Annotated in this window: 19 protein-coding genes and 1 tRNA gene; 13 read left to right on the top strand and 7 right to left on the bottom strand. The window is 61.0% G+C overall.

Translation table 11 applies throughout. The annotated features are described in order from the left end of the window. Nucleotides 1–6: 6 nt before the first annotated feature. The gene (locus D0Y60_RS09825; RefSeq protein WP_245409139.1) at nucleotides 7–471 is read left to right on the top strand and encodes a MarR family winged helix-turn-helix transcriptional regulator; all 465 of its coding nucleotides are present in this window, start codon (nucleotides 7–9) and stop codon (nucleotides 469–471) included. 60 nt (nucleotides 472–531) lie between these two features. Here D0Y60_RS09825 and D0Y60_RS09830 read toward each other — a convergent pair whose 3' ends face one another. After that, nucleotides 532–1,647 (bottom strand): calcium-binding protein, encoded by a 1,116-nt coding sequence (locus D0Y60_RS09830; protein WP_117369733.1) that lies wholly within the window; start codon nucleotides 1,645–1,647, stop codon nucleotides 532–534. Between the two features lie 417 nt (nucleotides 1,648–2,064). Here D0Y60_RS09830 and D0Y60_RS09835 point away from each other — a divergent pair. Further along, nucleotides 2,065–2,154, top strand: a tRNA-Ser gene (locus D0Y60_RS09835). A gap of 901 nt (nucleotides 2,155–3,055) precedes the next feature. Further along, nucleotides 3,056–4,105: a porin gene (locus tag D0Y60_RS09840; RefSeq protein WP_117369253.1), complete on the top strand. Its 1,050-nt coding sequence runs from the start codon at nucleotides 3,056–3,058 to the stop codon at nucleotides 4,103–4,105. 183 nt (nucleotides 4,106–4,288) lie between these two features. On the opposite strand, the gene D0Y60_RS09845 is transcribed toward D0Y60_RS09840, so the two are convergent. After that, complete coding sequence (locus D0Y60_RS09845; RefSeq protein ID WP_117369255.1) at nucleotides 4,289–5,185, bottom strand: alpha/beta hydrolase; 897 nt, start codon at nucleotides 5,183–5,185, stop codon at nucleotides 4,289–4,291. Between the two features lie 71 nt (nucleotides 5,186–5,256). Further along, the gene (locus D0Y60_RS09850) at nucleotides 5,257–7,320 is read right to left on the bottom strand and encodes a lytic transglycosylase domain-containing protein (protein WP_117369257.1); all 2,064 of its coding nucleotides are present in this window, start codon (nucleotides 7,318–7,320) and stop codon (nucleotides 5,257–5,259) included. A gap of 323 nt (nucleotides 7,321–7,643) precedes the next feature. On the opposite strand from D0Y60_RS09850, the gene dapA reads away from it, so the two are divergent. Together dapA and smpB are read left to right on the top strand one after the other, a co-directional pair. Next, entirely contained in the window at nucleotides 7,644–8,528 is an 885-nt protein-coding gene (gene dapA / locus D0Y60_RS09855; RefSeq protein WP_117369259.1) for a 4-hydroxy-tetrahydrodipicolinate synthase, read from the top strand. Nucleotide 8,529: 1 nt separating this feature from the next. Beyond that, a complete protein-coding gene (gene smpB / locus D0Y60_RS09860) occupies nucleotides 8,530–9,009 on the top strand; it encodes an SsrA-binding protein SmpB (protein ID WP_117369261.1) in 480 nt (159 codons plus the stop codon). A 58-nt stretch (nucleotides 9,010–9,067) separates the two neighbouring features. Here the strand turns inward: smpB and D0Y60_RS09865 are convergent, their stop codons facing one another. Together D0Y60_RS09865 and D0Y60_RS09870 are read right to left on the bottom strand one after the other, a co-directional pair. Then, nucleotides 9,068–9,544, bottom strand: coding sequence for a hypothetical protein (locus D0Y60_RS09865; protein ID WP_117369263.1), 477 nt, complete (start codon nucleotides 9,542–9,544; stop codon nucleotides 9,068–9,070). Between the two features lie 228 nt (nucleotides 9,545–9,772). Further along, the gene (locus tag D0Y60_RS09870) at nucleotides 9,773–10,351 is read right to left on the bottom strand and encodes an NYN domain-containing protein (RefSeq protein WP_117369265.1); all 579 of its coding nucleotides are present in this window, start codon (nucleotides 10,349–10,351) and stop codon (nucleotides 9,773–9,775) included. A 410-nt stretch (nucleotides 10,352–10,761) separates the two neighbouring features. Here D0Y60_RS09870 and rpoZ point away from each other — a divergent pair, with 410 nt between their 5' ends. The 8 genes from rpoZ to era all read left to right on the top strand — a co-directional run bounded on the left by rpoZ (nucleotide 10,762) and on the right by era (nucleotide 17,459). Further along, nucleotides 10,762–11,166, top strand: coding sequence for a DNA-directed RNA polymerase subunit omega (gene rpoZ / locus D0Y60_RS09875; protein ID WP_117369267.1), 405 nt, complete (start codon nucleotides 10,762–10,764; stop codon nucleotides 11,164–11,166). Nucleotides 11,167–11,274: 108 nt separating this feature from the next. Beyond that, nucleotides 11,275–13,506 (top strand): bifunctional (p)ppGpp synthetase/guanosine-3',5'-bis(diphosphate) 3'-pyrophosphohydrolase, encoded by a 2,232-nt coding sequence (locus tag D0Y60_RS09880; RefSeq protein WP_117369269.1) that lies wholly within the window; start codon nucleotides 11,275–11,277, stop codon nucleotides 13,504–13,506. Between the two features lie 168 nt (nucleotides 13,507–13,674). Continuing rightward, nucleotides 13,675–13,827 carry a DUF3563 family protein gene (locus D0Y60_RS09885; RefSeq protein ID WP_117369271.1) on the top strand — a complete coding sequence of 51 codons (153 nt, stop codon included), beginning with the start codon at nucleotides 13,675–13,677 and terminating at the stop codon, nucleotides 13,825–13,827. A 150-nt stretch (nucleotides 13,828–13,977) separates the two neighbouring features. Further along, entirely contained in the window at nucleotides 13,978–14,544 is a 567-nt protein-coding gene (locus D0Y60_RS09890) for a DUF2062 domain-containing protein (RefSeq protein ID WP_348627855.1), read from the top strand. After that, nucleotides 14,541–14,951, top strand: a complete 411-nt coding sequence (acpS, locus tag D0Y60_RS09895; protein WP_117369275.1) for a holo-ACP synthase — start codon at nucleotides 14,541–14,543, stop codon at nucleotides 14,949–14,951. Before D0Y60_RS09890 ends, acpS begins: the two co-directional genes overlap by 4 nt. A gap of 67 nt (nucleotides 14,952–15,018) precedes the next feature. Continuing rightward, the gene (lepB, locus tag D0Y60_RS09900) at nucleotides 15,019–15,789 is read left to right on the top strand and encodes a signal peptidase I (protein WP_199564140.1); all 771 of its coding nucleotides are present in this window, start codon (nucleotides 15,019–15,021) and stop codon (nucleotides 15,787–15,789) included. Then, on the top strand, nucleotides 15,786–16,505 hold the full coding sequence (gene rnc, locus D0Y60_RS09905; protein ID WP_117369277.1) for a ribonuclease III: 720 nt from the start codon (nucleotides 15,786–15,788) through the stop codon (nucleotides 16,503–16,505). The genes lepB and rnc overlap by 4 nt, the downstream gene beginning before the upstream one ends. A gap of 9 nt (nucleotides 16,506–16,514) precedes the next feature. Then, nucleotides 16,515–17,459 (top strand): GTPase Era, encoded by a 945-nt coding sequence (gene era, locus D0Y60_RS09910; RefSeq protein ID WP_117369279.1) that lies wholly within the window; start codon nucleotides 16,515–16,517, stop codon nucleotides 17,457–17,459. 36 nt (nucleotides 17,460–17,495) lie between these two features. Here era and D0Y60_RS09915 read toward each other — a convergent pair whose 3' ends face one another. Together D0Y60_RS09915 and D0Y60_RS09920 are read right to left on the bottom strand one after the other, a co-directional pair. Next, nucleotides 17,496–19,859, bottom strand: a complete 2,364-nt coding sequence (locus tag D0Y60_RS09915) for a bifunctional diguanylate cyclase/phosphodiesterase (RefSeq protein ID WP_117369281.1) — start codon at nucleotides 19,857–19,859, stop codon at nucleotides 17,496–17,498. Then, nucleotides 19,846–20,895: a spermidine/putrescine ABC transporter substrate-binding protein gene (locus D0Y60_RS09920; RefSeq protein ID WP_117369283.1), complete on the bottom strand. Its 1,050-nt coding sequence runs from the start codon at nucleotides 20,893–20,895 to the stop codon at nucleotides 19,846–19,848. Before D0Y60_RS09920 ends, D0Y60_RS09915 begins: the two co-directional genes overlap by 14 nt. Nucleotides 20,896–21,064 lie beyond the last annotated feature (169 nt).

Here is a 21,064-nt window from a genome sequence, read left to right on the forward strand (position 1 = left end):
GCATCTATGTCCGACTCATCCAAAGAAGCCGCCAACAAGCCATCCGAAGCAACCACCCGGCTGTGGATCCGCCTCATGCGCGCCCAGCGCCTTCTGCTGGCTGCCATCGAGCAGGATCTCAAGGCTGCCGACATGCCGCCGCTCGCCTGGTACGATGTGCTGTGGGAACTGGTGCGCACGGAAAAGGGCAGGCTGCGCCCCTTCGAAATAGAAGAGCGCACGCTCTTGGCGCAGCACAATCTCTCGCGCCTGCTCGACCGCATGGAAAGTGCAGGGCTCGTGTGCCGTGAAACCCTGCCCGAGGACGGCCGCGGCCGCTGGGTACTTGTGACGGAAGAAGGCCGCCGGGTGCAGGCGCGGATATGGACCGTCTATGCCGTCGCCATCGAGCGCCATCTTGGCGGGAAGATGGATGATGCCAGTGCGACGGCACTTGCCAACGCCTTGGAACGGCTCGCGCCTGGCGCATAAGCCTCAAATGCAAAACGCCGGGGCAGGGCCCCGGCGCTGGATTGCCGCATAGATTTCCGCTTAGAGCAGGAAATCGCTCGCATAATATTTCGTCAGGCCGGCATCGATCTGGAAGTCGGCGACACCGTCGCCATTCACGTCACCCGAAATGATCGTGCCCGAATAACGCAATTCGCCCGCGGTGCCGGAGAAGCCGGCCTTGCCGATGAAGGAGAACTTGTTGTCGGCCGACGTATTGATGTTGGCATCGATCGACCGAAGGTCGATTCGGTCGCCTTCGCTGCCGGGATTGAAATCATCGATGATGTCGCGCGGTGTGGAGCCGACCTTGCTGTCGGCAATGCTGGTGAAGCGGAACGTATCAGCCCCGGAACCACCAACCAGGAGATCGCTGCCGGTCCCACCGACAAGCAGGTCGTTGCCCGAACCGCCGAACATGTCGTCCGCGCCCGAACCGCCGTAGAGACGGTCGTTGCCCGTGTCGCCATAGAGGTCGTCATTTCCCGCATCGCCGTAAAGGATGTCGACTCCACTGCCGCCATAGAGCTTGTCGTTACCGCCTAGGCCTTCGAGTTGGTCGTTGCCGCTGCCGCCTTTGAGAATGTTGCTGCCGACGGTGCCGATCAGCGTGTCGGCATAGCTGGTGCCGGTGACGTTCTCGATGCTCTTCAGCGTCTCGAGGCGGCCGGAAACCGCCTTGGCATATCCCTTGTCGAGATCGACATAGATGCCGCGGCCTTCTTCGCTGCTCGAATCCTGCAGGGAGTAGTTGATCGTATCAACGCCGTCGCCGCCGTTGAAGGTGTTCTTGAAGCCGGCGGAATAGAAGGTGTCGTTGCCGGCGTCGCCGTTATAGACGCTCTGGTAGGACAGAACCTTGAAGACGTCGTTGCCGCTGCCACCATAGACCTTGTCATAATAGTCCGGGTCGTAGTCCTTGCCGCTGTGCGTATAATAGTCGTTGCCGGAGCCGAGATAGACGAGGTTGCCGCCCTCGAAGCTGTTGCGAACGATATCGTCGCCGCTGCCGGTGTTGACCTTGTTGAAGCCGCCATACGTGCCGATGAGGTTCAAAACGACTTCGTCGTCGCCGCCATAGGTGTAGACGTCCAGTTCGATCTTGGAATTCTGAACGATCAGATCGTCCCCATCCGTGCCATCAATAACGGTTGCCATCTGCATATTCCTTTCCGCAACAACGGGTTTGTTGCACGACATGTAGCGCCGGCAAGCTGAACCGGTGTTGAACAAGACGGGAACCGCGCGGCGATTTCGAGGCGAATTTTCGGAGTTTTGCAGGCAGGCTTGCGATTTAAGCCGATGATCGATCTCGCCCTCTTTATATAGAAGGCTTGTCCATAGCCCTGCGTGCGGCAATCGTCCTGAGCCGCGTCATTTCGCGAAACATGGGAATCAGTGAATGATTCCCGCCATCCCCGGACGGCCCGTCGCTTGAATGCTTTCAGTCTTCAGGCGCTGCCCAAGATATTCCAACGGAAAAATCCGAAAAAGCGGCAAAGACGATTTCATTTCGCATTGCCCGTCAAAAAAGCCTTGCAATCAAAAGCTCTGCCGCATAGTGAAACCGCGAGCGGAGAGGTGGCCGAGTGGTCGAAGGCGCTCCCCTGCTAAGGGAGTATACCGGAAACGGTATCGTGGGTTCGAATCCCATCTTCTCCGCCAGTTTCCCCTTTGATTATGAATGCGGCATTCAAAGAGACGAGGCGTAGACATCTCTCTTCCGTGCCATCGCTTTGTTGCGTTTAGGCAAGCCGGCCGTTCTCAAGCGACGTAACAGTTCGATCAAGGGCAATGCTGATGCCGATCGCTGACGTCAATATGCTCGCCTTCATTGTGTGGGTATTTGAGCTGTGGCGATGAGGCTTTCGTCCTCCGCAGGTGTCTAAGGCAATATCCTCCTCGGTAGAACTGTATCGAACCGTACCGCGGTGGCTGACGATAAGCATGCATTCACGAGTTCATAGATTTCTTGAAAGCGGTTGCGGTCTCCAGGCGGAAAAGCCGCCTCGCTCTGGGCGATAGCAAGCTGGCAAAATCGACTCGGCTGCATGCGATGCTGAGACCCGCACCGGTTCCTCGCGTACTTGCCAAGACTAAGTCTTCGCTAGAATCACGACGAATCGAGTCTGCTGAAAGGGCGCCCAATCTCGTCCGTGGCATGAAAATCAGTCTTGTATCGAGGCGGCGCGTGGTTTCGAAAAGACGCCGTCGCCATGTTTATGAAGGCGTTTTGCCGTCTTTTCGCCCTGTACGGGGCGGTGTCCGTTTACGGTTGCGACAAGCTAAGTGCTCGCTTCATAAGGGGTTTTGTTAAGAATCCATAAACTTTTAACGACCCTGTCCGCCATTTTGTGTCCTTTCCGCAACAGCGTTGGGCGAAGGCAGTCACAAAGTCCGCCTCCTTTCAGTTTGGAGATTGCTTACGGAACCGCGTCGAGTATTTTCACTCTCGGAAGCAGGGGCGGTTGATCGTCCACTTCTTGAACTTGGGGATGGGGCAGGGAACGCTGTCCTTCAGCAAAAAACCCAGACCCGTTTGAAACTTTTTGACTGGAGGTCAGAAATGAACATCAAGAGCCTTCTTCTCGGCTCCGCTGCAGCTCTCGCAGCAGTATCCGGCGCACAGGCTGCCGACGCTATCGTCGCTGCTGAGCCCGAGCCCATGGAATACGTTCGCGTTTGCGACGCTTTCGGCACCGGCTTCTTCTACATCCCGGGCACGGAAACCTGCCTCAAGATCGGCGGCTACGTTCGTTTCGACGTTGGTGGCGGTGAGCTGCTCGGCGACGACGTAAACGGTGCTAACGGTGGCTTCGGCGACGAGTGGAACACGAAGTCGCGTCTGTCGCTCCAGATCGAAACCGCCTCGGACACCGAGTACGGCGCTCTGAAGACCTACACCGAGACGCGCTTCAACTGGAACAACGAAGGTGGTACGGACGTATCGCTGAACTTCGCCTACATCGACCTCGCCGGCTTCCGCGTCGGTAAGACCGAAACGGCATTCTACACGTTCGTTGGCTACGCCGGCAACGTCATCAACGACGACCTGATCTCGGGCGGCATCTATGACGCCAACGTTATCCAGTACAACTACGACAACGGCGCTGGCCTCACGGCAGTTCTGTCGCTCGAAGACACGAGCGGTTCTGATGCAGCTGCTATCGGTTCCTTCCGTGGCGACCGTGACTACATCCCGAACATCGTTGGCGGTATCGGCTACTCGGGCGGCGCCTTCGGCGTCAAGCTGGTCGGCGGTTACGACTCTGCTGTTGAAGAAGGCGCAATCAAGCTGCGCGCTGACGGCACCTTCGGTGGCGTTTCGGTCTTCGCAATGGGTGGCTGGAACACGGACGGCGATCGCAAGAACGTCTACGCTACCTGGGGTGGCGACTGGGCTGTCTGGCTCGGCGCATCTGCCGCTGTTACCGACCGCGTAACGCTGAACGCGCAGGTTTCGTTCGACGATGCTGACGAACTGGCTGTTGTTGCTAACGCCAACTTCACGGTTGTTCCGGGCTTCGTCGTAACGCCGGAAGTTGCTTACTTCGACAACGGTCTGGACGGTGGCGACTCCTGGGGTGGTATGATCCGCTTCCAGCGTTCGTTCTAATCTGACCTAGGTTGGATTACTGACCCGCAGCCCTGAAAAGGGCTGCGGGTTTTTGCGTTCTGGGCTTTTCGCAAAGCTCGCTGAGGCGCAACGCGTGACGGCCTTACGATTTGCTATCAATTTGATTGAAGCCTCAAAATAGATGCTCGGCGTAAAGCCAATCGCCCGCCTCTTAGGCGATCCTCAGAATTCTGAAATAAATGCCGAAAGCGACGGGAAAACATCCTTGTGATGGAGGAGGGGCGCGTGGCCCTGGCCGGATGCCATTCGGGTGGCGACTTTCGCTCGGTCCTGCGCCATCGCCTGAAGCGTTTGCGCGGAAAGGAGTGTTGAATGCGCGCCGCGGATAATCAGCATCGGCTTTTCAGCGAGAACTTCGAATTGCGGCCATAGCGTTGGCAGCGGCTTGCTGAAGTCGATGGCTTGGAGCTGGTCGTTCAAGGCGGGATCGTAGTCGGAAACGAGGGTGTCGTCGCGACTGATATAAAGTGCGTGGGCCATATCCAGCCAGTCAGCGGCGGCGAGGGCGGGGAAGGGTTTGCCGTGAAGCGCCGCCAAGGCGTCGGCAGCCTGCTCGAAGGACGAAAAGGTCGAGCGGCGGCCGAGATAATCCCGGATTTCGATCAGGCCCTCGGACTCGATCGCCGGTCCGATGTCGTTCAGCACCGTCCCCGCGATGAGGTCCGGCCGCAAGGCTGCCAGAATATGCAGGATGAGCCCGCCGCGTGATGTGCCGATGAAGAGGCAATGCTTCAGGCCGAGCAGGTCGCAGAGCGCAATGATGTCCCTGCATTCCACCATCACATTATAATTGACGGGATTGGGATCGTATTGGGAAAGGCCGCGGCCGCGATAATCCACGGCGATGACCCGGCGCGATTTTTCCGGATGATGGGCGAGCAGCAAGGCGAGCTGGTGAAAGTCACGGGCGTTGCGGCTGAGGCCGGGAAGACAGATGACCGGCAGGCGATCCCTGCTCTCCTGTGCCGCTGTTGGCGGATAATCACGGGCATGGAGCCTCAGCTCGTCTTCGCTTGAGAAGAAGATGTCGCGGAATGCCGGTGCGTCCGAAGAGGTCATGCGCGTGCCTTGCCTGTCAAAGGGAAGCCATCATCGCCAATTCTGCCGGCAAGTCATCCTGAAATGTGGCCTCAGCGCCCGACGCTGAGATCGTGCTCGATATCGGCGGCCTGGCCGAGGCGGGTCTTGTATACCTGGTAGTTCTCCATCACGCGCTGCACATAGCCGCGGGTTTCGGAGAAGGGAATGCGCTCGATCCAGTCGACCACCTCGTCGACCGGCTTGCCGCGCGGATCGCCATAACGCTTGATCCATTGCGGCACGCGGCGCGGGCCGGCATTGTAGGCGATGAAGGTCAGCACGTAGGAGCCGCCGAAATCGCTGATCTGCTCGCCAAGATAGTGCGCGCCAAGCGTGGCATTATAGGCGGCGTCTGTCGTCAGCCGCTCCTTGGAATAGGCAAGGCCGTAGCGCTTGGCGACGCCCTGTGCGGTGCCCGGCATCAGCTGCAGCAGGCCCTGCGCATTGGCAGGCGAGATGGCGGCCGGGTTGAAGGCGCTTTCCTGGCGCGCGATCGCATAGGCGAGCGCCTTGCCAGAGCCGGAAATGTTGGCGCCGTCGGGAATGACGCCGATGGGGAAGGCAAGCGCCGCGACATCGATGCCGCGACCGAAGGCGATCTTGCCGATCTGCAGAGAAAGCTGGTGATTGCCGCCCTTTTCCGCCTGCGCTGCCAGCAGCGCAAGCTCGCCGGGGCTCATCAATTCGCCGGCTAGGGCGCGATAAAGACTATCGCCGCGCCAACCATGGCCGGCGGCCTGGAGGCGGGCGATGGCCTGCACGGCCTCGCGCTGGTTGAAACTCGCGCGCTCTTCCGCTGTCGGCGTGGGATAGGTGACGTTCAGCGTCTTGCGTCCGAGCCGCGCGCCGGCAAGCTGGCCGTAGAAGGTGCCGGGAAAATTCGCCGCCTTGGCGAAATAGTCCTTGGCATCACCCGGCCCGCCTTTTTCTGCGGCCCGGCCGAGCCAGTACCAGGCGCGGGAGACCGAAAGCGGCCGGTCGGAGGTCTGCAGGATGCGCTGGAAATGACCGGCGGCCGTCTTTGCGTCGCCGAGATCGCGCAGGGCATACCAGCCGGCATGAAATTCCGCCTCGACGATATCGGTCGGATCGTCCGCTCCGTGCCGGGCCGCGACATTATAGGCATCGCGATAATCGCCGAGATCGGCAAGGCCCCGGCTGACGATGCGCTGTTCGTTCCACCAGGCACCGGGATTGATGAGACGGGCGGGATCCTCCGGCATGGCGACAAAGAGTTTCGCCGCCGCGCGATAGTCCTGCTTGCCGCGCAGGTTGCGGATGCGCAGGAACGTATAGGCCGGGTCCTTCTGCCAGCTGGCATCCACGGCCTTGATCAGATCGCCGGCATTCTTGTTCTTGCGGATGACTGCCGCCCAGGCGCGGTAGAGCGACTGCGCCTTGCCGAGATCGCCGAAACGCTGCGCCTGGTCGGCGCGGTCGCGGTACAGCAACATCTCCATGCGTGACTTGTGGTCCTCGACACTGAGCAGCGCGCCGAATTCGGCAAGAATCGTATCCTCGATATCCTTGGAAAGCGTGTCCTTCTGCCAGAACGAGCGCAGGATGTTCGTCGCCCGCGGTGTGTCGCCCGTTGCGACGAGCGCACGCGACAGCACGATGGCGCCCTCCGCCGTCTCCGGCGTGGTGGTGCCGAAGGCGGCGAGCACATCTGCCGTCGCCGGGTTTTCCCGCGCCATCGCCTTTTCGGAATTGGCGCGCAGCACCGTCAGACCCGGCCAGCCTTTCAGTTCGCGCTGAGCCTTGGCGATCTCCCAGGAGGGCACGCCGCGCTGGCCGGAAACGGCGATCGCCCAGGTCAGGATATGGCGGTCGAGGCTGGAGGAGGGCAGGCGGTTGCGCGCGGCAATTGCCGCCGCGGCATCGCGATTGGAGAGGGCGTCGAGCCCTTCGCGCAATTCGGGGCTCACCGCCGGCACGCTGTCGGCGCGCGGAATGGCACTGGTGATGACCTCCTTCGAGGGCATCTCGGCGGCAAAGCCAAGCGGTTTGATGTCGGCGGTACTGTCGGCCTCGACGGGCGATGAGCGCAGCGCAAGCCCGGCTATACCGGCAAGCAGCAAGGCGCAAAGAGCGAAACTGTTTGTCGAGATCATGCTACATCCCGGATGCCGTGGCAGGCGACGCGTCGGTGCGTGATTTTCCGCCTGTTTGTGAACACTCATTAACCCTTTGTTGCCTTAACGAAACCTTAACCGCTCATCTCACTAAGCCGTGAAGGCAATTTCATCGAAGGCGACGGATCAGGTGAAACGAATATTCGTGTCCCAGAGCCAATTCCGCCTTGTTTGTGCATGAAAAACGCCCGTCGCGGCGCTTGCCGCATGACCGTCACCCGACTATTGTGCCAGCGTTTTTAACCACGGAATACGGCCAAAGCATGTAAGCCCAAGGGCGGCTTTGGCCTCAGGAGTTCTGGATGTTCAAGGGATCCCTTCCCGCTCTCGTCACCCCCTTTACCGATGCCGGCGCCGTCGATGAAGACGCGTTCGCGGCTCATGTCGAATGGCAGATCGGTGAGGGCAGCCACGGTCTCGTTCCGGTGGGCACCACCGGCGAGTCGCCGACGCTGTCCCATGACGAGCACAAACGGGTGGTGGAACTCTGCATCAAGATCGTGAAGGGTCGCGTTCCGGTCATCGCAGGTGCGGGATCGAACAATACCAAGGAAGCGATCGATCTCGCACTGCATGCCGAAAAGGCTGGTGCGGACGCGGTTTTGGTAGTGACGCCCTATTACAACAAGCCGACGCAGAAGGGCCTGTTCGCGCACTATGCCGCGATTGCCGGCGCCGTGAAGCTGCCGATCGTCATCTACAACATTCCCGGCCGTTCCGTCGTCGACATGACGCCGGAAACGATGGGCGCGCTGCACAAGGCGCATCCCTCGATCATGGGCGTCAAGGATGCGACGGGCAAGATCGAGCGCGTGTCCGAACAGCGCATCACCTGCGGCAAGGATTTCGTCCAGCTTTCGGGCGAGGACGCAACCGCGCTCGGCTTCAACGCCCATGGCGGCGTCGGCTGCATCTCGGTCACGGCCAATGTCGCGCCGCGCCTTTGCGCCGAATTCCAGGAAGCGACGTTGGCGGGTGATTACGCCAAAGCACTGGAATACCAGGACAAGCTGATGCCGCTGCACAAGGCGATCTTCCTGGAGCCCGGCCTTTGCGGCGCGAAATATGCGCTGAACCGCACCCGCGGCATGAACCGCTTCGTGCGTTCGCCGCTTCTGCCCACTCTGGAGCCCGCCACGGAGGCTGCCATCGATGCGGCGCTGCGCCATGCCGGTCTGCTGAACTGATATGGCAACAAAAGCACGCCCAGCGACGGTCAAGAAGATTGTAGCGGAAAACCGCAAGGCCCGCTTCAACTACGAGATCATAGACACCTACGAGGCCGGTCTGGTTCTGACCGGCACGGAGGTCAAATCGCTGCGTGAAGGCAAGGCCAACATTGCGGAATCCTACGCCTCGGACGAGGGCGGCGAGATCTGGCTGATCAATTCCTACCTGCCGGAATATCTGCAGGCGAATCGCTTCAATCACGAGACCCGCCGCCGCCGCAAACTGCTGCTCTCCAAGCGCGAGATCCATCGCCTCCGCGTTGCGATCAATCGCGAGGGCATGACGCTGGTGCCGTTGAAGGTCTATTTCAACGATGTCGGCCGGGCCAAGCTCGAACTCGCGCTCGCCAAGGGCAAGAAGCTGCACGACAAGCGCGAGACCGAGAAGGAACGCGACTGGAACCGCCAGAAGGGCCGCCTGCTGCGCGATCGCGGCTGACGCTGTTTCTCAAGCGCCGGCGATCAGGCCGGCGCGTATCCCGATTTCAAGATGAAATTCAGAACTGCGCGTAAAGCTGCGCGATGACCGACTGTTGCGCGGCGCGGGCAAGCTCCGCACCGTTCGTCTCGGTCGGCACGTCCGGCGAGGGAGCCGGGTTGGCGCTCGGCGTGCGCGGAGCGAGGAAGGACGAGAGCAGGGCGTTGAGATCCGTGCTCTCGATCGCCAGACGCGCCGTCGGACTGCGCTCTGCGGAAATGCGCGCTTCGCCTGTCGCCTGGGCGGACGGCACCGCATAGACGGGGACGTTGGAAATACCCGGCTGGCCGTTCGGCGCGTAGAGGAAGCTTAGGTCGCCGATATCCTCGGCGGTCTCCGACGGTGTCGAGACCTGCGTGACGGGCTGCGGCACGGTGAGCGCGGCAAGGGCGGAAACAGCGGGACGGTTTTCTACCGCAGGCGTCGCCGCACGCATTTCGAGCGCGTTCGATACGGCCCGGTAGCTGTTGCCCGAAAGCGAGACTGCGTCCACCATGTTGTAAGATGTCCCAATGCGAAATGACTGTACGGCAATGGGGATATCAGGAGAGTCTTGCGGAACATTGATGGTCCGCAGGCGCATTTGAATCAATGTTTAACGGAACATGGAGACGCCTGGAATTTCAGGCTTGCCGTCTCGCGAAATCTCACAAAAATCGCGGGCACTGCCCTGAACGCATTAACGTCCCGGAGCGGGACGTTAAGGACGACGGCGAAAGAGGGTTTACTCGGCGACGTTGTCTGCCGCCGGCTCGACATTGCGCTGCGGGCGCTCGGACGGGTCGCGGCCGATTTCGGCCTTCAGCGTGCCGAGATCGATGAAATAGTCGGCCTGACGGCGCAGGTCGTCGGCGATCATCGGCGGCTGGGTCTGCATGGTGGATACTACGGAAACCTTGCGGCCCCGGCGCTGCAAAGCCTCGACGAGCGTGGTGAAATCGCCGTCGCCGGAGAAGATGACGAGATGGTCGACCGTCTCGGACTGCTCCATGGCATCGATCGCAAGCTCGATGTCCATATTGCCCTTGATCTTGCGGCGGCCGAGCGAGTCGGTGAATTCCTTGGCGGGTTTGGTGACGACCTTGTAGCCGTTATAGTCGAGCCAGTCGATCAGCGGGCGGATCGAGGAATACTCCTGGTCTTCGATGAGGGCGGTGTAGTAATAGGCGCGCAGCAGGTAGCCGCGTTTCTGAAAGGCCTTCAGAAGCTTCCTGTAGTCGATGTCGAAGCCGAGTGTTCTGGAAGCCGCATAGAGATTTGCACCGTCGATGAAGAGGGCGATTTTCTCGCGGGGGTCGAACATGTCGGGAAATCCTTTTAAGTAGAAGTTGAGTTAAACAGGTTAGTTTTGAACATGTTCCGGCCCTTTCGGATGCACTGGCCGGTTGAATTATCTCTTTTTCATATAATCTTCATTTAGGGCAGCCGAAGACGCTTTCCAAGCAAACCTAGGTTGCGGATACGATTTTTGTCGCCGGCAACGTTTCCGCAAATTCAACGGCCTCGGAATTGGAGAACAGTTCCCGCGCCTTATCTCATTTGTCGGATATTTAGACTTTCATCCTGACGTAACGTCAGGGCTCAACCGGAAATTACATGGGCAGGCTTATGACACGCGAGCGGGCGGATAAAGAAGGAAAAACTTGAATTTTTCCTGCGTTGCCTGTATCGGGCATGCAAACTCCTGAAATTCTCGATCACAAAGGACAGGCAATGGCCCGTGTCACCGTTGAAGATTGCATTGACAAGGTAGACAACCGCTTCGAGCTGGTTCTGCTTGCAAGCCATCGCGCCCGCCTCATCTCGCAGGGGGCCGCCATCACCATCGACCGCGACAACGACAAGAACCCCGTCGTTGCTCTGCGTGAAATCGCCGACGAAACACTGTCGCCCGACGACCTCAAGGAAGACCTGATCCACTCGCTGCAGAAGCATGTCGAAGTGGATGAGCCCGAGCCCGATCCGGCAAGCCTCGTTGCCGACACGGCATCCACGACGGCAGCCGTCGACGAGGACGAGGACCAGCCGGAAACCATCACCTTCGACCGCATGTCGGAAGAGGAACTGCTGGCCGGTATCGAAGGTCTCGTACCGCCGGAAAAGAGCGACGATTACTGATTTCGGTAACTTACCGAAACCTTTGATATTGCGAATGCCGGTGCGCCCCTCTTATGGTCGGGGCGCACTTTTTTTTGCCCCGCCGCGCGGGGAGGGAGCCGATCGAGAATGATGCGCCAATATGAACTCGTCGAACGGGTTCAGAAGTACAAGCCCGACGTCAACGAGGCCCTGCTGAACAGGGCCTATGTCTATGCGATGCAAAAGCATGGGCAGCAGAAGCGGGCGAGCGGCGACCCCTATATCTCCCATCCCCTCGAAGTCGCCGCCATCCTGACCGACATGCGCCTCGACGAATCGACGATCGCGGTCGCCCTGCTGCACGATACGATCGAGGACACCAGCGCGACGCGCGGCGAGATCGACGAACTGTTCGGCGAGGATATCGGCGCGCTGGTCGAAGGTCTCACCAAGATCAAGAAGCTCGATCTGGTTTCCAAGAAGGCCAAGCAGGCGGAAAACCTGCGCAAGCTGCTGCTTGCCATTTCCGATGACGTCCGTGTGCTGCTCGTCAAGCTCGCCGACCGGCTGCACAATATGCGCACGCTGGACCATATGACGCCGGAAAAGCGCGCCCGCATTTCCGAGGAGACGATGGATATCTATGCGCCGCTCGCCGGCCGCATGGGCATGCAGGACATGCGCGAGGAGCTGGAAAACCTCTCCTTCCGCCATATCAATCCCGAAGCTTTCGAGACCGTCACGAAGAAGCTGGAGGAGCTTTCTCGCCGCAACGAAGGCCTGATCCGCAAGATCGAGGACGAGCTGCGCGAATTGCTCGTGGTCAACGGCCTCGACGACGCGCTCGTCAAGGGCCGGCAAAAGACGGTCTATTCGGTCTTCCGTAAGATGCAGTCGAAGTCGCTGTCCTTCGAGCAGCTCTCCGACGTCTACGCCTTCCGCATCCTTGTCGACGATATTCCGGCCTGTTACGCCGCGCTTGGCATCGTGCACACGCGCTGGCGCGTCGTGCCAGGCCGCTTCAAGGACTATATCTCGACACCGAAGCAGAACGACTACCAGTCGATCCACACCACGATCGTTGGCCCCTCACGCCAGCGCATCGAGCTGCAGATCCGCACCAAGCGCATGCACGAGATCGCCGAATACGGTATCGCGGCGCATTCGCTCTACAAGGACAAGGAAGTGGTGAACGGCGACGAGCGCACGACGTCGCCGCGCTCCAATGCCTATGCCATGCTGCGCCGGACGATCGAGTCGCTGGCCGAGGGCGACAATCCGGAAGAGTTTCTTGAGCATACCAAGCTGGAACTGTTCCAGGACCAAGTCTTCACTTTCACGCCGAAGGGCCAGCTGATCACGCTGCCGCGCGGCGCTACCCCCATTGATTTCGCCTATGCGGTGCACACCAATGTCGGCGATACCTGCGTCGGCGCCAAGATCAACGGCCGTATCATGCCGCTCGTCACACGGCTCTCCAACGGCGACGAGGTGGAAATCATCCGCTCCGGCATTCAGGTGCCGCCGCCTGCCTGGGAAGAGATCGTCGTCACCGGCAAGGCGCGCGCCGCCATTCGCCGCGCCACCCGCGCCGCCGTGCGAAAACAATATGCCGGGCTCGGCTATCGCATTCTGGAGCGCACGTTCGATCGTGCTGGAAAATCCTTCTCGCGGGACGGTCTGAAGCCGGTGCTGCACCGGCTCGGCCAGAAGGATGTCGAGGACGCCATCGCGTCCGTCGGCCGCGGTGAGCTGTCCTCGCTCGACGTGCTGCGCGCCGTCTTCCCGGATTATCAGGACGAGCGCGTGACGGTGAAGCCCAACACGGAGGAGGGCTGGTTCAATATGCGCAGCGCCGCCGGCATGGTCTTCAAGCTGCCCGGCAAGGCGAAATCCGCGCTGGAAGGCGCAGAGACGGAAACCGGTCCCGAAGCCCTGCCGATCCGCGGCCTCTCCGGCAACGCCGAGGTGCATTTCTCCGCCGGCGGCGCCGTGCCTGGCGATCGCATTGTCGGGATCATGGAAAAGGACAAGGGCATCACGATCTATCCGATCCAGTCGCCGGCGCTGCAGAAGTTCGACGACGAGCCCGAACGCTGGATCGACGTGCGCTGGGATCTGGATGAGGCCAACAACACCCGTTTTATGGCGCGCATCATGATCAACGCGCTGAACGAGCCGGGCACGCTTGCCGAAGTCACCCAGACGATCGCAACCAGCGACGTCAATATCCGCTCCATGTCGATGACGCGGGTGGCGACGGACTTCACCGAAGTGCACATTGATCTCGAGGTCTGGGATCTGCGCCAGCTGAATCAGCTGATGGGCCAGCTCAAGGAGCTCCAGTGCGTTTCGACGATCAGTCGTGTGTTCACATGACGGTTCCCATGCAAAAATATGGCATCCTGCCTTGAATGAGGCAGGTTTGCCCAAGATTTGACCAGTCGTTATGCGCTTTACGCATGGCTGTATTGGAATAGTGTCGCTGGTGCCTTTGGGTGTCTCATCCTATCTTCTGCATCGGGAGGTAACCGAAAGAGGTTTACCATGTTGAAGCAGATCAAGAACTTCGCCCGCGCCCTGCGTGTACCGAACTCCGAAGAGCGCGAAATCGCCTATCTCAACGGTGCGATCGACCGGATCGACCTGGAATATCGCCAGCGTCAGATCGACCGCGGCCTGTTCCGCAAGTCTTTCTAACTCTTGAGATCGAGTGGCGCACAGGGTGCGCCACGGCCGTCCGCGGCGCCGTGATGGCCGCCCGTCAGCGCCCCCTTGGCGCCATTGAAATGCCATTAACGGATCGGCTATGTCTTGGGCATGTTGTTCAGACGCCGAAAAAAGGCCTCGATGGCTGACCGGTTGCGCGAATTCTTCTGGCCGCGCAAAGGGTTGACGCGTCCGGCGCGTTATCTTGCCAAGCGAATCCTGCGTCTCTCCGCGTCACCGCACGCGGTGGCCGCAGGGGTTGCGGCCGGTACGTTTTCGGCTTTCACGCCGCTCATCGGATTCCATATCATCTTTGGCATGGCGCTCGCCTATCTTGTAGCCGGCAATCTGCTGGCCGCAGCGCTTGCCACGACCATCGCCAATCCGCTCACCATTCCGCTGATCGCCCTCGCGACCTTCCGTGTCGGCGAGGCCCTTCTCGGTATTACCTCCAGCGAAGCGGTGACGGCGGCTGAACTCTTCCATCGGCTGGAGCATCTGCAGCTTTCCGAACTCTGGCAGCCGGTCTTGAAGCCAATGCTCGCAGGCGCCGGCCTTCTCGGCCTTGTAACCGCCGCCATCGCCTATGGCGTGACACGCTTTGCCGTGCGCGCCTTCAAGGCGCGGCGTCACGCACGCCTTCTGGACCGCGCCGGCCTTTCCCCGACCCGCACAACACCACTTTCCCCCGGAGAAACGACCCTATGATCATCGGTATCGGCAGCGACCTCATCGACATCCGCCGGGTGGAGAAGTCGCTGGAGCGGTTCGGCGAGCGCTTTACGGAGCGCTGCTTCACCGAGGTCGAACGGGCGAAATCCGACGGGCGCAAGAACCGTGCGGCATCCTACGCCAAGCGCTTCGCCGCCAAGGAGGCCTGTTCCAAGGCGCTTGGCACGGGTCTGGCGCAGGGCGTGTTCTGGAAGGACATGGGCGTCGTCAATCTGCCGGGCGGCAAGCCGACGATGAAGCTGACGGGCGGGGCGCTGGAACGGCTGAAGCAGATGCTTCCCGCAGGCCACGAGGCACGCATCCACATTACCATCACCGACGACTTTCCGCTGGCCCAGGCCTTCGTGATCATCGAGGCGCTGCCGCCGGTAACGCCCGGATAGCCGGTATTCCGCGTCTTTTTGACCGACGCGATTTCCAACAGACAACCTTTCCTCTATAGAGGGCCAAATGTTCGCAAATAAGGAAAAGTCCGGCGTGGCAGAGAAGACAGAAAAGGCCGAAGGCGGCCTGTGGGAAAACGTCAAGGTCATCATCCAGGCGCTGCTGCTCGCCGTGGTGATCCGAACCGTGCTCTTCCAGCCCTTCACGATCCCTTCCGGCTCCATGATGCCGACGCTGCTGGTCGGCGACTACCTCTTCGTCAACAAGTTCTCCTACGGCTATTCGAAATATTCGCTGCCGTTCTCGCCGAATCTGTTCTCCGGCCGCATCTTCGCAAGCGAGCCGAAGCGCGGCGACATCGTCGTCTTCCGCTTCCCGCCGAACCCCGATATCGACTACATCAAGCGCCTCGTCGGCCTGCCGGGTGACCGCATCCAGGTCAAGGACAGCGAGCTTTACGTCAATGGTGTCGCTGTGCCGCGCGAGCACAACGGCTTCTTCCGCGCCGATGACCAGTACGACACCGGCGAAGACGTTCCGGTGTTCCGTGAGACGCTCGACAACGGCGTGACCTACGACACGCTCGACACGCGCCCTGGCACGGTCGGCGACAACACGCGCGAGTTCATCGTGCCCGAAGGCCACTATTTCATGATGGGCGACAACCGCGACAACTCGGCCGACAGCCGCTTCGACGTCGGTTTCGTGCCGGCGGAAAACCTGATCGGCCGCGCCAGCCTGATCTTCTTCTCGCTCGGCCATGACACGTCCTTCAGCGAAATCTGGAAGTGGCCGACGAATCTGCGCTGGGATCGCCTGTTCAAGGTCGTTGAATGAAGGGCGCCATTCCGCTGAACGACGTCAACCGCAAGGCTCTCGAGGAGCTGATCGGCTACGCCTTCACCGACAAGGACCGTCTCGACCGGGCGATCACGCATGCGAGCGCTCGGCCGGGAAAAGGCAGCAATTACGAACGGCTTGAATTCCTCGGCGACCGCGTGCTCGGGCTCTGCGTCGCCGAGATGCTGTTCCGCACCTTTCGCGATGCGAAGGAGGGCGAGCTTTCCGTTCGCCTGAACCAGCTGGTCAGTGCGGAAAGCTGTGCGGCGGTCTCCGACGACCTTGGCTTGCACCGCTTCATCCGCACCGGCGCGGATGTGAAAAAGCTCACCGGAAAAGCCATGCTGAATGTGCGCGCCGATGTGGTAGAGTCGCTGATCGCCGCGATCTATCTCGACGGCGGGTTGGAAGCCGCCCGCGGCTTCATCCTGCGCAACTGGGAGGGCAGGGCGGCCCGTGCGGAAGGCGCGCGGCGCGATGCCAAGACCGAATTGCAGGAATGGGCGCACGCCCGTTTCGGCCTGACGCCGAACTACAAGGTGGACGAGCGCTCCGGCCCGGACCACGATCCCCGCTTCACCGTGACGGTGGAAATCAGGGGCGTGAAGCCGGAAACCGGCATCGACCGCTCGAAACGGGCCGCCGAACAGGCGGCCGCAACGAAGATATTGGAACGCGAGGGCGTCTGGCCGAAGAGCCAGGGCGCGGATTAAACGGACAACATGACCGAAGAACAGAACAACCCCGCCGAGACTGGCGCTGCCGTCGAAGGCCCGACCCGCTCGGGCTTCGTGGCGCTGATCGGTGCGACCAATGCCGGCAAATCGACGCTGGTCAACCGCCTCGTCGGCGCCAAGGTGTCGATCGTCAGCCATAAGGTGCAGACGACGCGCGCCATCGTGCGCGGCATCGCCATCCACAACAACGCCCAGATCGTTTTCATGGACACGCCCGGCATCTTCAAGCCGCGCCGAAGGCTGGACCGCGCCATGGTCACGACCGCCTGGGGTGGCGCCAAGGATGCCGACTTCATCATGTTCCTGATCGACAGCGAGCGCGGCCTGAAGGGAGATGCCGAGACGATCCTGGAAGGGCTGAAGGAAGTCCACCAGCCGAAGATCCTCGTCTTGAATAAGGTCGACCGCGTCAAGCCGGAGGACCTCCTGAAGCTGACGGCTGCCGTCAACGAGGTGGTCAAGTTCGAGCGCACCTTCATGATCTCGGCGCTGAACGGCTCGGGCTGCGAAGACGTGATGGATTACCTCGCCGCCGCGCTGCCGGAAGGCCCCTGGTACTATCCGGAGGACCAGATTTCCGACCTGCCGATGCGCCAGCTCGCGGCCGAAATCACGCGCGAAAAACTGTTCCTGCGCCTGCATCAGGAGCTTCCCTATTCCTCGCATGTCGAGACGGAGAAGTGGGAGGAGCGCAAGGACGGTTCGGTGCGCATCGAACAGGTCATCTATGTCGAACGCGACAGCCAGAAGAAGATCGCACTCGGCAAGAACGGCGACGCGATCAAGGCGATCTCCACGGCGTCCCGCAAGGAGCTGTCGGAAATCCTCGAGCAGACCGTGCACCTCTTCCTCTTCGTGAAGGTGCGCGAAAACTGGGGCGACGACCCGGCCCGCTTCCGCGAAATGGGGCTGGATTTCCCGACGTCTTGATTTTGAGAGTGGGGCTGCAACGCAGCCCCATCTGCTTTACGCCCGCGCCCGACGCTCCGGGCTTTGCGCCGCATCGCGCGCCTTTTCCACCAGCCGCTGCATTGCCCAGATGCCAAGGTCTTCGAGTGGCTGCGGTTTGCAGATGAGATAGCCCTGGTAGAGGTCGCAACCGGCGGCGGCGAGCAGGCCCATCTTCTCCGTCGTATCGACACCTTCTGCGATCACCGACATATCCTGCGCATGGCAGAGGGCCACGAGGGCGCGCAGCGTCGGCAAGGCAGCCGAACGGGTGAGGCTTTCAACCAGTTCGCGGTCGAGCTTGATGGTCTCGGCGGGATATTCGATGATCTGCTGCACCGACGTATAGCCCGCTCCGAAATCGTCGATAGAGATGCGGAAGCCGCGGCTGCGCAGGATCTCGATATTGCGGCGCGACTGCTCGCCGAGCTTGACGGCGAAGGTCTCGGTCAGCTCGATCTCGATGAGACGCGGATCGACGCCATGCCGGTCCGCGCAATCGCAGAAATGATCGCTGATCGACTTGGTATAGAGCTCGGCCGAGGAGATGTTGATGCAGAGGATCGTTTCGGCGCCGAACAGCTTCTTGATCTGGCCGTATTCGGCCATCGCCCTGTCGATCACCCACCAGTCAATCTTGCTGAACAGGCCGGTCGTCTCGGCGATCGGGATGAATTCGTCGGGCGTGACGCGGCCGAGAACCGGCGAATTCCAGCGCAGCAACGCCTCGCAGCCCATCACCTTGCCGTGACCGTCGACGATCGGCATGTAGACGAGGTGGAATTCGCGGTCAGGATCGAGCACCCGCAGCTCTTCCTCGATGCGGCGCTGGCGGTTGCGCTTCTCGTGCAACGAACGGGAATAGCGCGCCGAGCCGTTCTTGCCCTGGGACTTCGCCTGGTACATGGCGGCATCCGCATTGGCGATGAGTTCGGGCAGGGTGCGGGCGTCCTCAGGATAGACGGCGATGCCGATGCTGGCGGTGACGGGATAGGCCTTGTCCAGCACCTCGAACCCTTCGCCGAACAGCGCCAGGATCTGGTTCGACGTCTCGGTAATCGTGCCGCTGCCCGGCTGGCAGCGCAGCATGATGGCGAATTCGTCGCCGGAAAGCCGCGCGAACAGACCATCCGGCAAGCCGCGTTCCGTGACGGCGCGCGCGACGATCGCCGAAATTCGGGCGGCGAGAACCTTCAGAAGCTCGTCGCCGATTTTGTGGCCGTGTTTGTCGTTGACGAACTTGAAGTTGTCGACGTCGATGAAGAGCAGGGTGCAGCCGATATCCTCGGCTTCTGCCTCTTCGAGGATCTGGGTGGAACGGATGTTGAAATATTCGCGGTTGGAAATGCCCGTCAGTGTGTCCGTCCAAGAGGCGTTGCGCACGAGATCGAAGGATTGCATCGAATGGTCGTGCAGGCGCTTGACGTTGGCCGAGAGGCGGCCGATCTCGCCGGCCTCGTTCATGTCCGGCAATGCGCTGCGGCTGCCGGTCATGACGTCGGTGAGCTGTCGGTCGAGGCGGGCGATGGGATTGGTGATGTAGCGGCGCACAAGGCCGAGCACGAGCACGATGGTGCACAGGCTGAGCGCGATGGCGCCGAGCGCCAGCAGCGACTTCAGCGTCCAGAGCCGTTCATCGAGGAATGTAGGGTCAGGCGTCAGGCGTGCGAAGAGCGAGGGGCTGAGCGTCGCGGTGGCCGAAAGCGCGCCCTGGGCCAGAAGCTGGTGCTGGCCGATTTCGATCTCGGCGCCGTATTCCTTCTCCAGCGCGCGCTTCATGTCGAGGAAGAGCTTTGGCCTGACGGCCGTCTGCACGAGGATCGCGCCGTTCTTTGCGCTGGCGACGGGGCGGTTGAAGGTCAGCGGATCGATGAATTCCGAATGCACGATCAGCGGCTCGATGCCCTCGACATTGAGGTAGCTCCAGGAGGACAGCCGCGGGCTCGCGATCACCTGGCGGGCATGCTCGACCTGCTGGCGCGTGATCTCGGCAAAGGGGTCGTCGCTGTTTTCATAATAGTAATCGACCGTCAGCGGCGGGCGGATGATGGCGACGGAGATGAATTTCTTGCCGTCTTCGGAGAGCGAGGTGATGCTCTGCTGCAAGCGCACGCCGAGCGCGTTCGAGCGATAGGCGGCGTCGGGCTCGTTGACGAAGAGACGCACGGCGCCGCCCTCGACGAGCGAGTAGATCAGGCTGCGGTTCTGAGTCACCTCGTTCTGGAAGACGGCGGTCAGCAGGCCCATCTGCTGCCACAGGCGCGCGCGCTCCAGCCCGATGACCGAGGCGCTCTGCACGTAATAGATCAGCGAGGCGGCAAGAACGTAGCCAGCCAGAATGACGGGGAAAATGAGGGAGAGGGCGCGTTTACCGAGCGTCACTGATCTTAGCCAGACTGCTGATGATGCGGCGGCGGGCCTGCACCGATTGCACGGTCAGTTCCTCCTGAAATTGGCTTTTGGCCAGGATTTCCGGTGCGGCATAGATTTCGGGATTGGAGCGCATGTCTTCCGGCAGCAGCGCCAAAGCGGCGGTGCTGGCGGTCGGCATGTTGAGTTTGACGGCGTTGCGGGCGCCGTTCGTGGCGTTGCTGATATAATCGACCAGCTTGAGCGCGAAATCCTTGTTCTGCGAGCGCGCGGTTATGGAAACGCAGTCGAGCCAGGAGAGCGTGCCCTCCTTCGGCACGACATAGCGCCAGAGACCGGGCGCGGAAACCTTGTCGTTCAGCGTGTACTGGTCGCCGCTGTAGCCGAGCGCCATCCAGATGTTCGGCCCCTTGTCGGCGCTCTGGATGGAGGTGATGACATAGTCGTAGGTGAGCACATAGGGCAGCTGCGCCTTCATCAGCTCATAGGCCGCCTTCAGCGTGTCGTTGTCATTGGCATTGACCGACTTGCCGAGCAGCGCCAGGGGTGCGACGAAGGCCTCGGCATGGTCGTCATACATCGCGATGTGGCCGCGCAGGCTCTCGGCGGGCTTCATGATGTCCGCCCAGGAAGTGGGCGGCGTGGTGATTTTGTCCGAGCGGTAGAGGATGCCCATTGTGCCCCAGAAATAGGGCACGCCGAAGCCGCCGCAGCGTTTCGTCCAGCTGTCGGCATAGTCCTTCAGCGACGGCACATTCGTAGCGTCGATGGTCACGATGACGCCGCGATTGCCATAGAGCCGCGCGCCGTTCTCATTGGTGAGCACCACGTCGATATTGCTGTTGGGGTCGGCGAGGATTTCGTCGCGCGCGTCGCCGCTGTCGTAGAAGGTCTGGCGGACTTCGACACCCGTCTCGGCGGAGAAATCCTTGAGGATCTGCTCGTCGATATAGGATTCCCATATGAGCAGGTTGAGCGTGGTCGCGCTCACGGGGGCAGCCGCGGCGAAGGCCGTCAGTAAGACTGCTGCAAAGAGTGCGCCGCGCATGCCGAAGGCCCCGTTTCCCCTATGGGGGCAAGATAGGCGGCAAGACTTTATGAAGCGTTACAACCGGTAAGCTCCTGTTATTGTCCATTCAACCCTGATGCGCTTCTGCGCAGCCGGGAAGGGCGTGATATATGTTGTGGACGTGGCGACGGCCCGCTCGCCGCGCGAT

Origin of the sequence: Shinella sp. WSJ-2 (assembly GCF_003432075.1) — a bacterium.
Lineage (GTDB): Bacteria > Pseudomonadota > Alphaproteobacteria > Rhizobiales > Rhizobiaceae > Shinella.

Bases quoted from the DNA above. Each gene is read 5' to 3' on its own strand.
- D0Y60_RS09825 (WP_245409139.1), top strand. From the start codon at position 7: ATGTCCGACTCATCCAAAGAAGCCGCCAACAAGCCATCCGAAGCAACC.
- D0Y60_RS09830 (WP_117369733.1), bottom strand. From the start codon at position 1,647: ATGGCAACCGTTATTGATGGCACGGATGGGGACGATCTGATCGTTCAG.
- D0Y60_RS09890 (WP_348627855.1), top strand. From the start codon at position 13,978: ATGGCTGACCGGTTGCGCGAATTCTTCTGGCCGCGCAAAGGGTTGACG.
- D0Y60_RS09920 (WP_117369283.1), bottom strand. From the start codon at position 20,895: ATGCGCGGCGCACTCTTTGCAGCAGTCTTACTGACGGCCTTCGCCGCG.
- lepB (WP_199564140.1), top strand. From the start codon at position 15,019: ATGTTCGCAAATAAGGAAAAGTCCGGCGTGGCAGAGAAGACAGAAAAG.
- rpoZ (WP_117369267.1), top strand. From the start codon at position 10,762: ATGGCCCGTGTCACCGTTGAAGATTGCATTGACAAGGTAGACAACCGC.
- rnc (WP_117369277.1), top strand. From the start codon at position 15,786: ATGAAGGGCGCCATTCCGCTGAACGACGTCAACCGCAAGGCTCTCGAG.
- acpS (WP_117369275.1), top strand. From the start codon at position 14,541: ATGATCATCGGTATCGGCAGCGACCTCATCGACATCCGCCGGGTGGAG.
- D0Y60_RS09845 (WP_117369255.1), bottom strand. From the start codon at position 5,185: ATGACCTCTTCGGACGCACCGGCATTCCGCGACATCTTCTTCTCAAGC.
- D0Y60_RS09840 (WP_117369253.1), top strand. From the start codon at position 3,056: ATGAACATCAAGAGCCTTCTTCTCGGCTCCGCTGCAGCTCTCGCAGCA.
- D0Y60_RS09865 (WP_117369263.1), bottom strand. From the start codon at position 9,544: ATGGTGGACGCAGTCTCGCTTTCGGGCAACAGCTACCGGGCCGTATCG.
- D0Y60_RS09880 (WP_117369269.1), top strand. From the start codon at position 11,275: ATGATGCGCCAATATGAACTCGTCGAACGGGTTCAGAAGTACAAGCCC.
- smpB (WP_117369261.1), top strand. From the start codon at position 8,530: ATGGCAACAAAAGCACGCCCAGCGACGGTCAAGAAGATTGTAGCGGAA.
- D0Y60_RS09850 (WP_117369257.1), bottom strand. From the start codon at position 7,320: ATGATCTCGACAAACAGTTTCGCTCTTTGCGCCTTGCTGCTTGCCGGT.
- dapA (WP_117369259.1), top strand. From the start codon at position 7,644: ATGTTCAAGGGATCCCTTCCCGCTCTCGTCACCCCCTTTACCGATGCC.
- D0Y60_RS09870 (WP_117369265.1), bottom strand. From the start codon at position 10,351: ATGTTCGACCCCCGCGAGAAAATCGCCCTCTTCATCGACGGTGCAAAT.
- era (WP_117369279.1), top strand. From the start codon at position 16,515: ATGACCGAAGAACAGAACAACCCCGCCGAGACTGGCGCTGCCGTCGAA.
- D0Y60_RS09885 (WP_117369271.1), top strand. From the start codon at position 13,675: ATGTTGAAGCAGATCAAGAACTTCGCCCGCGCCCTGCGTGTACCGAAC.